This window comes from Streptomyces sp. NPDC024632 (genome assembly GCF_055559175.1).
In genome coordinates this window covers 51012-66181 of sequence record NZ_JBVHLD010000013.1, presented here as the reverse complement: position 1 = coordinate 66181, position 15170 = coordinate 51012, and the positions used below count along the sequence as shown (strand labels likewise).

The following is a 15170-nucleotide window of genomic DNA, read 5'->3' as shown; positions in this document are numbered from 1 at the left end:
GTCAGTCCTGCTTCTCGCCGCTCGCGAAGCGGGAGATGATCAGCGCGACGATGATGATCGCACCGTAGAGGAACTTGTCCCACAGCGGCGGCACACCGCCCAGCGTCGTGACGTTCACGACGAGTTGGAGCGCGACGACACCGGTCAGGGCGCCGAAGAGGGTGCCCTTGCCGCCGTTGAGGCTGACGCCGCCGATCACGGTGGCGGCGAAGACCTGGAAGATCCAGCCGTTGCCCTGGGTCGAGGAGATCGCGCCGTAGTGGCCGACGTAGAGCACACCGGCGAAGGCGGCGAGCAGGCCCGCGACGGCGAGGACGACCCAGGTGATGAGGTCGACCCGGATACCGGCCGCGCGGGCCGCCTCCTTGTTGCCGCCGATCGCGTAGAGCGCCCGGCCGTGCCGCAGATAGCCGAGCGCCAGGCCGCCGAGGACGAAGAGCACCAGGCAGATCCAGACCGCGGCCGGGGCGCCGAGCCAGGACGCGCCGCCGAGGTAGGAGAAGGACGCGGGCACCTCGACGATGGACTTGCCCTGGGATATGCCGTCCTGGAGGCCGCGGAGCATGGTCAGCATACCGAGGGTGGCGATGAAGCCGTTGACCCGCAGTTTCAGGATCAGGAATCCGTTGAAGCCGCCGATGAGCACGCCCACCAGCAGGCAGAGCGGGATCGAGGACCAGCCGGGCAGCAGTCCGATGCCGTGGTAGGTGGCGGAGCCGGTGCTCGGCATCACCAGCCACATGGCGATCACGGGGGCCACGCCGATGGTGGACTCCAGCGACAGGTCCATCCGGCCGGAGATCAGGATCATCGCCTCGCCGAGCACCAACAGGCTCAGCTCGCTGCACTGTTGGAGGACGCCGAGGAGGTTGTCGGAGGTCAGGAAGGTGGGCGACACGATGAAGCCGATGACGCCCAGCAGCAGGATCACCGGCAGCAGGGACAGGTCCCGGTAGCGGGTGAGCTGGATACGCGGCGCCGGCCGCCGGGTCTTGTCCGGTACCGCCACATCGGCGGTCAACTGACTGGTGTCACTCATTCCTCGGCTCCCTCGTCGCCGCCCGAGGGCAGCCCTTCCATGGCCGAGACCAGGTCCCGGTCGCTCCATCCGCTGCCGAACTCGGCGATCACCCGCCCGTGGAAGAGCGCGATCACCCGGTCGCAGACCCGCAGGTCGTCCAGTTCGTCGGAGACGATGACGGCGGCGTCGCCGCGGTCCGCGACGCCTCTGACCACGCCGAGCAGCGCGTCCTTGGACTTCACGTCCACGCCCGCGGTGGGCCGGACGGCCACCAGCACGCGCGGGGCGCGGGCCAGGGCGCGGGCGATGACGACCTTCTGCTGGTTGCCGCCGGACAGGTCGGCCACCGGCTGGGCCGGTCCCGAGGTCTTGATGTCCAGCGAGCTGATCATGCGCTGTGCGAATTCCCTGGTCCTGGACGGCAGGACCGTGCCGTACGGGCCGAGTTGGTCGGTCACGGTGAGGGTGGCGTTCTCCGCGACGCTGCGGCCGAGCACCAGGCCCTGCCGGTGCCGGTCCTCGGGTACGTAGCCGATCCCGGCGCCGAGCGCGTGCGGGACGCTGCCGGGGCGTACGGCCTTGCCCGCGACCAGGGTCCGGCCGCCGGTGGCCTTGCGCAGCCCGACCAGGGTCTCGCCGAGCGCGGTGTTGCCGCTGGCGGTGGCCCCGGCCAGGCCCAGCACCTCGCCGGGGCGTACGGCGAAGTCGATGCTGTCGAAGGCGCCGTCGAGCACGAGCCCTTCGGCGCGCAGGACGGCGTCACCGGTGTCCGCGGCGCCCTTGGAGACCGGCACCGACAGCGAGGTGGACAGCGCCTTGGACGCCGACTCGTCGGCCGACCCCCGTGCGTGCCAGGCCAGTTCGGCCTGCGCCGCCTCACCGGTCATCGCCTCGACCAGTTCCGCCTTGCTCAACTCGGCGACGGGCGCGGTCACGACATGGCGGGCGTCACGGTAGACCGTGACGGTGCTGCACAGGTCGTAGACCTCCTGGAGGTGGTGCGAGATGAACAGGAAGGCCACGCCCTGCTGTTGGAGGCCGCGCAGCTTGGTGAAGAGCCGCTCGATGCCCGCCGCGTCGAGCTGCGCGGTGGGCTCGTCCAGGATGATGAAGCGCGCGCCGAAGGACAGGGCCCGCGCGATCTCCACGAACTGCCCCTGCTCGACGGTGAGATCACCGGCGCGCGCGGTCGGGTCGACGTCGACCCCGTACTCGGCGAGCAGGTCGCGGGCCCGGCCGCGCAGCGCGGACCAGCGGATCCGGCCGTGGCCGAATCTGTTCAGGAACAGATTCTCCGCGACGGTCAGATCGGGGACGACCATCGACTTCTGGTAGACGCAGGCCACTTTGGACTGCCAGGCGGCGGTGTCGCCGGGCGCGGGGGCGGGCTTCCCGAGGAAGGAGACCCGCCCGGCGTCCGGGGCGTGCAGCCCGGTCAGCACGGAGACCAGGGTGGACTTGCCCGCCCCGTTGCGGCCGACGAGCGCGTGCGAGTCGCCGGCCGCGACGGTGATGCCCACCCGGTCCAGGGCCACGGTGGCCCCGAACCGTTTGACGATGCCCTCCGCGTGGACCGCGGGGGGCGGTACGGCCTCGGCCATGGGTCAGCTCTTCCCGAGCTGGTTGGCCCACAGGCTCGCGTCGTCCACGTTGTCCTTGGTGACCAGCGGGGCGGGGAGCTGGTCCTCGAGGCCGTTGGGGATCTTGATGATCGTGGAGTCGTGGTCGGTCGGGCCCGGCTGGAAGGTCTTCCCGGCCAGTGCCTCCTTGGCGTAGTACAGCGCGTACTTCGCGTACAGGTCGGCGGGCTGGGAGATGGTGGCGTCGATCTGCCCGGCCTTGATGGCCTTGAACTCCTCGGGGATGCCGTCGTTGGAGATGATCGTGATGTGTCCGGGCGTGCCCGGCGGCTTGAGCAGGTTCTTCTGCTGGAGCAGCGCGAGGGTCGGCTGGAGGAAGACCCCGCCGGCCTGCATGTAGATGCCGTTCAGGTCCGGGTCGGCGGCCAGCGTGGTCTGGAGCTTGGCCGAGGCGGTGGCGCCGTCCCAGTTGGTGACCAGCGGGATCACCTTGATGTTCGGGAATTTGCTCTTCATGCAGGCGGCGAACGCCTCCGAGCGGTCGCGGCCGTTGATCGAGGACAGGTCGCCCTCGAATTCCGCGATCTTGCCCTTGCCCTTGAGCTGTTCGCCCAGGTACTCGCACGCCTTCGTGCCGTACGCCTTGTTGTCCGCGCGGACGACCATGTACACCGGGCCCTTGTCGGGGCGGGTGTCGACGCTGATCACCGGGATCTTCTTCTTGGCCATCTGCTCCAGGGTGGAGGCGATGGCGCCGGTGTCCTGCGGGGCCATCACGAGCGCCTTGGCGCCCTCGTTGGCGAAGCTCTGCACGTTCGCGACGAGCTTGCCGATGTCGTTCTGCGAGTTGGTGCGGGGCAGGGCCGAGACGTCACCGGCCTTGACGCCCTTTTCTATGTAGCTGTTGTACGAGTTCCAGAAGTCGCTGTCGGAGCGCGGCAGGTCGATGCCGACCTTGCCGGAGCTGCCCGCCTTGCTGTCGCTTCCCCGGTTGCAACCGGCGAGCGCGGTGACCGCGAGCAGTGCGGCACAGGCGGCCACGGTCGTTCTGCGCAGTCTCATCGTCGAGCCCTGCCCTTCGAATTGTGTGTCGGCTCTGCGGAGGATGTGGTGCGGGGGCGGTGCCTGAGGTGCGGAGGAGCTGACGTGCGGAGGAGCTGAGGTGCGGAGGAGCTGACGTACTTGGGGACAACTGCCGTGCGCGGAAGCCGGGGTGGCGGCTCAGCTTCCGGCGGGGCGCAGGCGCAGTCCCTGCATTCCGCCGTCGACGGCGAGCGCGGTTCCGGTCACGCTCGCCGCGGCGGGACTCGCCAGGTAGACGATGGCCGCGGCGACCTCGTCGGCGGACACCAGCCGTCCCAGGGGCTGGCGTGCGTCGAGTGCCGCGCGCTCGGCGGCCGGGTCCTCGGCCTGGTCGAGGAGGCGGCCGATCCAAGGGGTGTCGGCGGTTCCGGGGTTCACGCAGTTGACCCGTACGCCCTCGCGTACGTGGTCGGCGGCCATCGCCAGGGTGAGGGCGAGCACCGCGCCCTTGCTCGCGCTGTACAGCGCCCGCTGCGGCAGTCCCGCGGTCGCGGCGATCGAGCAGGTGTGGGTGATGGAGGCGCTGCCCGGCCGGGCGGCGGCGGCCTCGCGCAGGTGCGGCAGGGCGGCGCGGGCGGTCCGCATCATGCCCAGGACGTTGATGTCCAGCACGCGCTGCCACTCGTCGTCCGGGTTGTCCTCGACGGTGCCGATGGCGCCGATCCCGGCGTTGCTCACCACGATGTGCAGGCTGCCGAGTTCGGCGACGGCCGCGCCGACCGCGGCCCGTACGTCCTCGTCCGAGGTGACGTCGGCGGTGACGGGGACGGTGCCGCTCGGCGCGCCCGCGGTGTCGCGGTCGAGTACGGCGACGCGCGCGCCGCGGGCGGTCAGCAGCGCCGCGGTGGCGGCGCCGATCCCGGAGGCGCCGCCGGTGACGAGGGCGGTGAGGCCCGCGAGGTCCTGGGCGGCGGAGGCGGCGTGCGTCGGATCGGCGCTGGTGCTCATCGGGTCAGCTCCTGTCGGGCCTGTCGCGCCTGCCACACCGGGCCGTCCGGGTAGCGGTAGTCGGCGAGCGACTCCGGGACCATACGGGCGGAGAAGCCGGGCGCGGCAGGGGCGCGGTATCGGCCGTGGTCCATCACCACGGGATCGGTGAAGTGTTCGTGCAGGTGCGGGACGTACTCGATCACCCGGTTGTCCCAGGTGCCGGAGACGGCGACGTAGTCGAACATCGACAGGTGCTGGACGAGTTCGCACAGGCCCACGCCGCCGGCGTGCGGGCAGACCGGGACGCCGAATTTGGCGGCGAGCAGCAGGATCGCGATGTTCTCGTTGACCCCGGCGACGCGGGCCGCGTCGATCTGGACGAAGTCCACCGCGCCGGCCTGGAGGAGCTGCTTGAACACCACGCGATTGGCGACGTGTTCGCCGGTCGCGACCGGCACCGGCTGGCCCGCGCGGATCGCGGCGTGCGCGAGGACGTCGTCGGGGCTGGTCGGCTCCTCGATCCAGTACGGGTCGAAGGGCGCCAGCGCCCGCATCCAGTCCACGGCGTCGGAGACGTCCCAGCGCTGGTTGGCGTCGACCGCGATCCTGATGTCGGGGCCGACCGCGTCGCGGGCCAGCCGCATCCGGCGCAGGTCGTCGTCCAGGTCGCCGCCGACCTTGAGCTTGATCTGCTGGAAGCCCGCGGCGACGGCCTCCTTCGACAGCCGGGTCAACTTGTCGTCGGAGTAGCCGATCCAGCCGGGTTCCGTGGTGTAGGCGGGGTAGCCGCGACGGCGCAGTTCCGCGGCGCGCTCGGCGCGGCCCGGCTCGGCGCGGCGGAGGATCTCCAGCGCCTCGTCGCGGGTCATGGCGTCGCTGAGGTAGCGGAAGTCGACCATGTCCACGAGCTGTTCCGGGCTCATCCCGGCCAGCAGTTCCCAGACCGGCAGTCCGGCCCGGCGGGCGGCCAGGTCCCAGGCGGCGTTGACCACCGCCCCGGCGGCCATGTGCATCACGCCCTTCTCCGGGCCGAGCCAGCGCAGTTGGGAGTCGTGGGTGAGCAGCCGGTAGAAGCCGCCAAGATCACCCGTGACACTGTCCACCGAGCGGCCGACCACGTAGGGTCGCAGTGTCCTGATCGCCGCGGCGACGACGTCGTTGCCGCGCCCGATCGTGAAGCAGAGACCGTAGCCCGCCAGGCCGCCGGGCGAGTCCGTACGGAGCATGACGTAGGCGGCGGAGTAGTCGGGGTCGGGATTCATGGCGTCCGAGCCGTCGAGCTGCTCCGAGGTCGGAAAGCGGATGTCGTACACGTCGACCTCGGTAATGGTCGGACTCATGCACACCCCCGTCGTGAGACATCGGATCTTTTCTTGATGATCCGATGTATAGCGGCGCGCGGGGCCGGAAGTCCAGGGGCGAGGCCAAACTTTGTGGGCAACAGATCGGATGTCTCACCTGGTGGCGCTGCCGGTGACTCATCGGGGGCCGCGCTGGGGATCATCCAGCTACGAGAACCACGGCACCGGCCTCGGTACGCCGTAGGCTGGTGCCGCACGTGCAGGAACAGCAGCCGGTACGGGGACGGCACCGCTCCCCTCCGGTCGGAAGGAGGCGCTGGGTGATCGAGCTCGAGGGGGTACCCGAGCTGATCGACCCGGTCATGGTGGCCGCGTTCGAGGGCTGGAACGACGCCGGGGACGCCGCCTCGACCGCGGTCGGGCACATGGACCGGGAGTTCAAGGGCGAGGTCTTCGCGGCGCTCGACGCCGAGGACTACTACGACTTCCAGGTGAACCGCCCCACGGTCTGGATGGACGCCGGGGTACGGCGGGTCGTATGGCCCACGACCCGGCTCTCGGTCGTCAGGATCACGACGCCCAAGCCCCGCGACCTGGTGCTGGTCCGCGGGATCGAGCCCAGCATGCGCTGGCGCTCGTTCTGCAACGAGATCCTGGGCTTCGCCCACGAGCTGGGCGTCGAGATGGTCGTGGTGCTGGGCGCGCTGCTCGGCGACACCCCGCACACCCGGCCGGTCCCGGTCACCGGGGTGACCTCGGACCCCGACCTGGCGACGACGCTCAATCTGGAGGAGTCGCGCTACGAGGGGCCGACCGGCATCGTCGGCATCCTCCAGGAGGCGTGCACGCACGCGGGCATCCCCGCGGTGAGCCTGTGGGCGGCGGTGCCGCACTATGTGTCGCAGCCGCCCAACCCCAAGGCCACCCTGGCGCTGCTCAACCGCCTCGAGGACCTGCTCGACCTGCGCATCCCGCAGGGCGAGCTGCCCGAGGACGCGCGCGCCTGGCAGGTCGGCGTGGACCAGCTCGCGGCCGAGGACAGCGAGGTCGCGGAGTACGTCCAGACGCTGGAGGAGGCGCGGGACACCGCGGAGCTGCCCGAGGCGTCGGGTGAGGCCATCGCCAAGGAGTTCGAGCGCTATCTGCGCCGCCGCGACCCGCAGGCCGGGGAGTACGCGAGCGAGGGTGACGGCGGGGTGCCGCAGTTCCGGGACCGTGCGCAGTCGCCGCGGCTGGACCCGGACAGCGGCGCGGGCGCGGGCACGGACACCGATACGGACGACGGCGCCGACAAGGACGCCGCAGCCGAGGCCGAGGCCGCCAAGAAGGCCGACCACAAGGCCGCAGCCGACGCCGACACGGAGACCGAGGCCGCCAAGGACGGGGAAGGCGACCTGGACGCCCCGGACGGCGACGGGGACGGCCGCGAGGAGTAGACCGCGCGACGGACGGGGGTGAGGGGGCGCGCCACGCGCACCCCCTCACCCCCAACCGGTCACGCGCAGTGGAACCGCGCCCCCGCCCAGTCCCCGTGGTCACCGCTGAGTGACGTCGCCGCCGGGGTGATCTTCAGATGGACGTGCCGGGCCCCGGTCACCGGTACCGACACCGGCACGGTGGCCGACGCCCCGGTGAGCACGGGCGAGGTCCACAGCGTGACGCCGTCCGCGACGACGGAGAAGGTCACCGAGCCGTAGCCGTCGATCTCGTCGTCGATGCCCACGTCCGAGGTGAACACCGAGCACCGGCCGCCGAGGTACACCTCGACGTCGGAGGCCGCGTGCGCCCCGATGCCCTTGGCGTACGTCGTCCCGTCCAGGGTCAGCGTGTGCCCGTCGGCCGCGCCCGACTCGCCGTTGCTGCGGTCGCGTTCCGGCGGCCCCCAGCCGTTGGTCGAGGTCAGCCAGGTCAGATCCCCGGCATACGTGTCGGCCGTCGGCGGCGCGGGCATCGCCGCGACCGCGAACGGCTGGACGGCGACCCGGCCGGGCGCCGACGACAGGTAGTCGGCCCGCGCGGTGAGCACGGTCTGTCCGGCCGTGACCCCGGCGGGCGGGGTCACCGAGAAGCGCAGCCGCTTGGTGTTCCCCGCGGTCAGCACGGGCACGGTCTGCGGCGCCGACACCTTCCAGCCGTCCGGCGCCCGGAGCGAGACCTTGGCGCCGACCACCGGCAGCTTGCCCGCGGTCAGGTCCACGGCGACGTCGGAGGCGACCCCGGCGCCGGTCTCCTGGCCCGCGGGCGCGGAGACCACCGCGGCCGAGCCCGGCACGCGTCCGCCGAGCGCGCTGGAGCCCGCCAGCCGCAGCCGGAACGCCTGCGCGGTGGACCGGGTCGCGGTCTTCACCCGGACCACTCCCCCGCGGTCGGCGGGGTCGTACCACCAGCCCTGCGTCGCCTTGTCGAAGGCGGCCTCGGTGCCCAGCCGGGGCAGCACCTTGCTGTCGAGCAGCACCGCGCCGGGCGCGTCACCGGTGTGCAGGGTGAACGCGTACGGCCGGGCGGTCTGCTTGCCCCGGAAGTCGCCGACGCTCGCGCCGACGTCCACCGTCACCTCGCCCGCGCCGGACTTCGGCGCGGTGACCGTGACCTTCTGCCGCGCGTACTTCCCCGCGCGGCTCTGCCGGGTCACGCCGTCGTCCTCGTAGAGGGTGAAGGACGAGGTGCCCTGCGGGTAGACGTCCCAGGCCACCGGGGAGTCGGCCGTACGGTCCCGGTACGACCTGATGCCGGGCCACATCGGCACGGCGGCACCGGCCTTGACGAACAGCGGCAGGGTGCCCAGCGGCGCGCTGTAGCCGTCGACCGTGGTCGGCCCCTGGTAGATCCGGCCGGTCCAGTAGTCGGTCCAGGTGCCCTTGGGCAGGTAGATGCCGTCACGCACCGCGGAGTCCTCGTAGACCGGCGCGACCAGGAAGTCCTGCCCGGACAGGAACTCGTACTTCGCCGCGTCGGTCGCCGCCACCGGGTCGTCCGGGTACTCCAGCGCCAGCGGGCGCACCGCGCCGACACCGGTCCTGTTCGCCTCGGCCGCGTAGCTGTACATGTACGGCAGCAGCGACTCCTTGAGCTTGAGGTACTGGCGGTTGATCGAGGTGTACGGCTCCCCGTACTGATAGGGCTGCTTGTCGTTGGCGGCCCAGCCGTCCATCGTCATGACGGCGGGCAGGAAGGACTTCCACTCCAGGTCGCGGGTGTACGTGTCGGCGCTGCCGCCGAAGATGCCGTCGATGTCGCCCGAGGTGTAGGCCAGGCCCGACATCGTGGCGCCCGCGTAGGTCGGGATCTGCCAGCGGATGTAGTCCCAGGTGCCGTACTGGTCGCCGGACCACTGCACGCCGCAGCGCTGCGCGCCCGCCCAGCTCTCCGGCGCCCAGGTGAAGCCGCGGGCGTCGCTGTTGTCCTCGATGCCCTGGTAGGCGTCCTTGCAGCCGTCCAGCGCGTGCTTGTAGCCGTCGCCGACCCAGGCCACGTCGAGCTTGGCGACCCGCTGGCCCGCCTTGACCTGGTCGGCGAGCTTGTCCAGGCCGTCCTCGGTCCACAGGCCGAGCTTCATGTCCTGCTTCGCCAGGCCCGCCGACGTCTCCGGCAGGTTCTCGTACCCGCAGCCGTAGCCGTCGTTGACGAGCATCCAGCCGTTGGGCATGTCGTTGGCGGTGTAGTCGGCGGCCACGTCGAGCGCGTCGAGGGTGTGGCGTTCGCCGCGGTTGGCGTTGTGCAGGTAGCAGTCGGAGTCGCCCGGCTCCAGGCCGTAGACCGGGGGCAGGAAGGGCTTGCCGGTCAGCTTGGTGTAGTCGCCGATCACCCGCTTGGCGTCGCCCGCGAAGTAGTAGGCGTCGAAGCGCCGTTCCTCGGCGCTCGCGGTCACCGGCTCGCCGAAGCTGTAGGTGTTGGGCGCGTAGGTGTTGCGGAAGACGCCGTATCCGGCCGTGGAGAGGTAGAACGGCACGGAGTTGGGGTGCCCGCCGTCGTTCCAGTTGCCGTCCACGCCGACCTGGACGGTCTGGCCGCGGTGCGAGGTGTTGCCGCTGCCGTTCTGCATGCCGCCGCCGTAGAACTGCTCGGCCGCGCCGCGGTCGAGGGTCTGGGTGGTGCTGTCCTTGGTCCAGCTCAGCGGCTTCGTCTCGGACCAGACCCGGGTGCCGTCGGCCCGGTAGAGGGCGAAGCGCAGCGGCGCCTTGTAGGCCCGCAGCGTGACGGCCGAGGTGCTCAACTCGTAGGCGTCGCCCGCGTCCTTCCAGCGCGTCGCGGGCGGCGCACCCTGCGGCAGGACGATGTCGTCGCCGGTCGGATCGGTGAAGGCGCCGTCCGGGGCCAGTTCGATGCGGAAGGTGTCGGCCGACACGAAGCTGACCCGGGCCAGGGCCTGACCCGCGTGCAGCCGGTAGACGGCGCCGGCGTGGTCGAAGCCGGTCACGTCCCCCACGGAGGTCTCGGCGGTCGCGGTGGGTGCGGCGGCCTGCGCGCCGCCGGGTCCCGTGAAGGCCATGAGCAGACCGAGCACGGCTGCACCGACCAGCGCCACTCTAGTGCGCACTCTTGTTTGCATGAAGCGTGTTTAGCGCAAAATCGAGCATGGGACCATGGGCGGAACGGAAGCGGAACGGAAGCGGAACGGAAACCGCCCTCGGACTCCGGCTGAGTCCAAGGGCGGTCACGGGTGGGGCGGTTGGGGTGTGCGGGCTACAGCGCGACTCCGAGCAGCGCGTCCACCGTGCGCGACACCAGGCCGGGCGCGCCGGTCTCGGTGCCGCCGTCGGACTCCTGGGCGGCGGCCCAGCGGTCAACGGCGGCCAGGGCGCGCGGCGCGTCGAGGTCGTCGGCCAGCGCCTCACGGATCTCTTCGAGCAGCGCGTCGGCGGACGGCCCGTCCGGCCGGGAGACGGCGGCCCGCCAGCGCGCGAGCCGCTCGACCGCCTCGGCGAGCACGGAGTCGGTCCACTCCCAGTCGGCGCGGTAGTGGTGGGCGAGCAGCGCGAGCCGGATCGCCGCCGGGTCGACGCCGTCGCGGCGCAGCGTGGAGACGAAGACCAGATTCCCCTTGGACTTCGACATCTTCTCGCCGTGCAGCGCGACCATCCCCGCGTGCACGTACGCCTTCGCGTACGGGTACTCGCCGGTGAGCGCCTGGGCGTGCGAGGCGCCCATCTCGTGGTGCGGGAAGGCCAGGTCGGAGCCGCCGCCCTGGACGTCGAAGCCCATGCCGAGGTGGTCGAGCGCGATGGCCACGCACTCGATGTGCCAGCCGGGGCGGCCGGGGCCGAGCGAGCCGCCGTCCCAGCTCGGCTCGCCCTCGCGGGCGCCCATCCACAGCATCGGGTCCAGCGGGTTCTTCTTGCCCGGCCGGTCCGGGTCGCCGCCGCGCTCGGCGGAGAGCGCGCGCATCGTGGCGGCGTCGAGCCCGGAGACCTTGCCGAAGTCGGGGTCGGCGGCGATCGAGAAGTACGTGTCGACGCCGAGTTCGTACGCCGCGCCCGCGTCCCGCAGCCGCTCGATCAGCGGGACGATGCCCGGAATGGCCTCGACCGCGCCGATGTAGTGGGCGGGTGGCAGCATCCGCAGCGCGGTCATGTCCTCGCGGAACAGCGCGGTCTCCCGCTCGGCCAGCTCGACCCAGTCGACGTCGGTCGCGTTGGCCCGCTCCAGCAGCGGATCGTCGATGTCCGTGACGTTCTGGACGTACTCCACCTGGCGCTTCGTGTCGAGCCACACGCGCTGCACGAGGTCGAACGCGTTGTACGTGGCCGCGTGCCCCAGGTGAGTGGCGTCGTAGGGGGTGATCCCGCAGACGTAGATCCGGGCCACCGGGCCCGGATCGATCGTCAGCGGCCCACCGGTCGCGGTGTCGTGGAGACGGAGTGCGCGTCCAGTGCCGGGAAGGGCGGGGACGTCGGAAGCGGGCCAGGCATGCATGTCATGAGATTAACCGTGCAGACGACTGGCAAACGAACCGGAGCTGGGGCAATGCCGGACGAGGCGGCTCGGGCGCGCTGCCGGAACGCTCTCCTGGACGGCCCGGAGCGCCCCGCTTCAGACCGGCGGCCAGGGGATCGACGGCCACTCGCCGCCGGGCTCGGGATGCACTCCCGACCGCAGCAGCCGCTCGGTCCTGGCCCGTACGGCGGCCGTCTCCGCGGGGGTGATCAGCTCGGCGAGCCGGTCGCCGAGCGCCCCCGACAGCTCCGCCTGGAGCTTGCGCAGTACGGCCACGGCCTCGTCCGGCAGCGGCTCGCCCGCCCAGCCCCACAGCAGGGTGCGCAGCTTGTCCTCGGTGTGGAACGTCACTCCGTGGTCGATGCCGTAGAGCCGCCCGTCGGCGGTCTGGAGCAGGTGGCCGCCCTTGCGGTCGGCGTTGTTGATGACGGCGTCCAGCACGGCCAGGCGGCGCAGGCGTATGTCGTCGGCGTGCACCAGCAGGGCGGTGCGGCCGTTCTCCAGCCGGGCCTCGACGACGGGCTTCCAGCCGGGGGCGGGCTCGGTGTCCTCGGTCAGCCCGAAGAGCTCCGGCTGCGCGGGGTCGGCGTCGGCGTCGGTGTCGGAATTGGTGTCGGCGGCGGCGTCCGGGGCCTCGTCGGGGCCGACTTCCGTACCCGAATCCGTGTCCGCGGTCAGGTCCGGCGGGTCGATCCAGAGCTGGACCATGCCCTCGCCGTACGGTCCGTCGCGCAGCACGGTGGGCGGCACCAGGCCCCAGCCGGTCGCCTCGGAGACCAGGTACGCGGCCACCTCGCGCTGGGCCAGGGTGCCGTCGGGGAAGTCCCACAGCGGGCGTTCCCCGGCCACCGGCTTGTACACGCAGGCGAGCGCGCGGCCCTCGTACTCGGTCTCGCAGAACAGCACGGCGTTGGAGGCGTCGCGCACCTGGCCGCGCACGGTCAGCTCGCCGTGGACGAGGGCCTCGGTGCCGGGGCTCAGGCCGACCTCCGGTACCCGTTCTGACGCGGGCATACGTGTCCTTCCGGGTCCAGGGGGAGGCTGCACAGCGGGCACGGCGGGCGCCCCGCGGAGACCACGTCGAGCGCGCGCTTGGCGAAGGAGCGGGCCTGGGCGCCGGTCAGCAGGACGCGCAGCAGCGGCGGGCCGTTCTCGTCGTCCTGGAGCAGCTCTTCCTCGGCCGCCTCCAGGTCGTCCTCGTCCTCACCGGACAGCTCGACCAGCGCCTGCGCCTCGATGACCATCCGCTCGTGGGCGCCGTCCCAGGCCAGGGCCATGGTGCCGACCCGGAACTCCTCCTCGACGGGGGCGTCCAGCGGGGCGGAGTCGGCCAGTTCCGCCGGGGCGACGGCGGGCACCGAGGCGTTGCCGCCCGACCTGCGCACCACCTCGTCCAGCAGCTCGTCCACCCGCTCGGCGAGCGCCGCGACCTGCGTCTTCTCCAGCGCCACGCTGGTGGTCCTGCCCGCCGCGGTGGCCTGGAGGAAGAAGGTCCGCTGACCCGGCTGGCCGACTGTCCCGGCCACGAAACGGTCCGGCTGCTCGTAGAAGAAGACCTGACGGGGCACGTCCCGCTCCGTTATCTCGACTGAATCGCTGCTTTGGCGCGATGCGTTCTGGTGGCATTCACTGGTTCCACTGCCGGTCCCCCACCCTACTGCGGAAGCTGATCACAGGGCGCCGGTGGAGCCTCCGACGACCGCGTCGTCCTCGTTGCCCTGCGGCCTGTCGTGCGGCTTGTCCCGCGGCGGGGGCGGGATCAGCGGGGTCAGGTCGCCGGTGTCGCCGAGGCGGAGCAGGAAGGGGCGGTACGGGGTGTAGCGGATGACGGTCACCGAGCAGGGGTCGGTGCTGATCCGCTGGAAGAGGTCCAGGTGCATGCCGAGCGCGTCGGCGGCCAGCGACTTGATGATGTCGCCGTGCGAGCACACCAGGTACAGCGCGTCGGGCCCGTGCTCGGCCTCGATCCTGGCGTTCCAGTCCCGTACGGCGTCCACCGCGCGGGCCTGCATCGCGCGCAGCGACTCGCCGTTCTCACCGGGGAAGACGGCAGCCGACGGGTGCCGCTGGACGGTCGCCCACATCGGCTCCTCCGCCAGTTCTGCCAGCTTGCGGCCCGTCCAGTCGCCGTAGTGGCACTCGCCGACCCGCTCGTCGGTGTGCAGCGGCAGCTCGGGGCGCGTGTCGAGCAGCGGTCCTACGGTCTCCTGACAGCGTTGCAGCGGACTGCACACGACGGCGGCGAGCGGCAGTGCGGCGAGCCGGGCGGCGAGCACGGTCGCCTGGGCCCGGCCGGTGTCGTCCAGGGCGACGCCCGGACTCCATCCGGCCAGCACTCCGTCGGCGTTGGCGGTCGACCGGCCGTGCCGGACAAGGATCACGGTGGGCATGTCCGCCACCGTAACCCTTCCGCCGCCGACCCGTTGTGCTGGGTGACGGCCGTGGCGGGGAAGATCCCCCCGAGCCCCCACCACGGCCGCTGAATTCCCTGCGATCCACTGCCCCCGGCCTAGCCCTCGCCGACTTGCCTCATAGGTAAGGTCTAGGGGTCGGGGGGCCCTTCAGTTTTCGGGCAGCAGTCGGGATGGCGAAGCAGGTGGAGATGTTCAGCAAGGCGACGAGGAGCCGTCCGAGCGCGCGCCGGAGTGGTCCGGCCGGCTCTGACTGGTCTCCGTACGGCCGCCTGGAGGACGCCGCCGACGCGTATTTCCTGCACGCGGACGTCGCGCTCGACGCCATCGAGGGTGTGCTGGGCCGCCGCCGGGTGCGCGGCTTCACCCTGGAGCGGGTGGTCGACCTGACTGAGGCGGGCACCTCGGTGTGGCAGGAGGCCGCGGTGTGCGACGGGCGGCGGCTGATCCTGTGGCACAGCGAGGAGTTGGCGGACGACAAGGCGCCGGGCGGCACCGTACTGGACTCGTCGGTGCAGGTGCTGCCGCTGGACTCGATCGGGCACGTCGGGATGCGCACCCTGGTCGGCCGCGACGAGGGCGGGCAGCGGATCGACCGCGGGGTCTATCTGGTGCTTGCCACCGCGATGCCGCACGAGATGAGCGCGGTGCAGGCCGACCCGGACTCGCCGCTGCCGGTCGCCTCCGCCAAATTCCGCCCCGAGGCGTTCCGTTTCAGCAAGTCCCTGGACGACGGCGGCGCCGGGCAGATAGCGCGACTCATCGCCTTCGGGCGGCTGTTGGGGCGGCTGGTACCGAGCTGAGCGCGGCGCTGGGCCGGGCTGGGCCGGGCCGTCATGAGGACGGGCGATGGGCCGCGTCGAGGCGGGCGCCGCGCACGGGCCCCGCGCGCGGCACGCGGCCATGACCG

At 71.8% G+C, this 15170-nt stretch carries 12 protein-coding genes; 2 read left to right on the top strand and 10 right to left on the bottom strand.

Annotated features, from left to right (window positions below; genetic code table 11):
• Position 1: 1 nt before the first annotated feature.
• From ACZ37P_RS25940 to ACZ37P_RS25920, 5 genes are all read right to left on the bottom strand, one after another.
• Complete coding sequence (locus tag ACZ37P_RS25940; RefSeq protein ID WP_188282963.1) at positions 2 to 1039, bottom strand: ABC transporter permease; 1038 nt, start codon at positions 1037 to 1039, stop codon at positions 2 to 4.
• Positions 1036 to 2622, bottom strand: coding sequence for a sugar ABC transporter ATP-binding protein (locus ACZ37P_RS25935; RefSeq protein ID WP_467348861.1), 1587 nt, complete (start codon positions 2620 to 2622; stop codon positions 1036 to 1038). Before ACZ37P_RS25935 ends, ACZ37P_RS25940 begins: the two co-directional genes overlap by 4 nt.
• 3 nt (positions 2623 to 2625) lie before the next feature.
• Entirely contained in the window at positions 2626 to 3663 is a 1038-nt protein-coding gene (locus ACZ37P_RS25930; protein ID WP_355333054.1) for a sugar ABC transporter substrate-binding protein, read from the bottom strand.
• Between the two features lie 159 nt (positions 3664 to 3822).
• The gene (locus tag ACZ37P_RS25925; RefSeq protein WP_391048258.1) at positions 3823 to 4632 is read right to left on the bottom strand and encodes an SDR family NAD(P)-dependent oxidoreductase; all 810 of its coding nucleotides are present in this window, start codon (positions 4630 to 4632) and stop codon (positions 3823 to 3825) included.
• On the bottom strand, positions 4629 to 5954 hold the full coding sequence (locus ACZ37P_RS25920) for an L-fuconate dehydratase (RefSeq protein ID WP_355333059.1): 1326 nt from the start codon (positions 5952 to 5954) through the stop codon (positions 4629 to 4631). Before ACZ37P_RS25920 ends, ACZ37P_RS25925 begins: the two co-directional genes overlap by 4 nt.
• 281 nt (positions 5955 to 6235) lie before the next feature.
• Here ACZ37P_RS25920 and ACZ37P_RS25915 point away from each other — a divergent pair, with 281 nt between their 5' ends.
• Positions 6236 to 7351: a PAC2 family protein gene (locus tag ACZ37P_RS25915; protein ID WP_467348858.1), complete on the top strand. Its 1116-nt coding sequence runs from the start codon at positions 6236 to 6238 to the stop codon at positions 7349 to 7351.
• 59 nt (positions 7352 to 7410) lie between these two features.
• Here ACZ37P_RS25915 and ACZ37P_RS25910 read toward each other — a convergent pair whose 3' ends face one another.
• From ACZ37P_RS25910 to ACZ37P_RS25890, 5 genes are all read right to left on the bottom strand, one after another.
• A complete protein-coding gene (locus ACZ37P_RS25910) occupies positions 7411 to 10464 on the bottom strand; it encodes an NPCBM/NEW2 domain-containing protein (protein ID WP_467348856.1) in 3054 nt (1017 codons plus the stop codon).
• A gap of 134 nt (positions 10465 to 10598) precedes the next feature.
• Positions 10599 to 11828, bottom strand: a complete 1230-nt coding sequence (mshC, locus tag ACZ37P_RS25905; RefSeq protein WP_467348854.1) for a cysteine--1-D-myo-inosityl 2-amino-2-deoxy-alpha-D-glucopyranoside ligase — start codon at positions 11826 to 11828, stop codon at positions 10599 to 10601.
• Between the two features lie 117 nt (positions 11829 to 11945).
• Positions 11946 to 12863, bottom strand: coding sequence for an SCO1664 family protein (locus tag ACZ37P_RS25900; protein WP_467348853.1), 918 nt, complete (start codon positions 12861 to 12863; stop codon positions 11946 to 11948).
• On the bottom strand, positions 12827 to 13417 hold the full coding sequence (locus ACZ37P_RS25895; protein WP_355333071.1) for a DUF3090 domain-containing protein: 591 nt from the start codon (positions 13415 to 13417) through the stop codon (positions 12827 to 12829). The genes ACZ37P_RS25900 and ACZ37P_RS25895 overlap by 37 nt, the downstream gene beginning before the upstream one ends.
• 102 nt (positions 13418 to 13519) lie before the next feature.
• Complete coding sequence (locus ACZ37P_RS25890) at positions 13520 to 14239, bottom strand: histidine phosphatase family protein (protein ID WP_467348852.1); 720 nt, start codon at positions 14237 to 14239, stop codon at positions 13520 to 13522.
• 194 nt (positions 14240 to 14433) lie between these two features.
• Between ACZ37P_RS25890 and ACZ37P_RS25885 the strand changes: the two genes are divergently transcribed.
• Positions 14434 to 15063 (top strand): hypothetical protein, encoded by a 630-nt coding sequence (locus tag ACZ37P_RS25885; RefSeq protein ID WP_355333075.1) that lies wholly within the window; start codon positions 14434 to 14436, stop codon positions 15061 to 15063.
• Positions 15064 to 15170 lie beyond the last annotated feature (107 nt).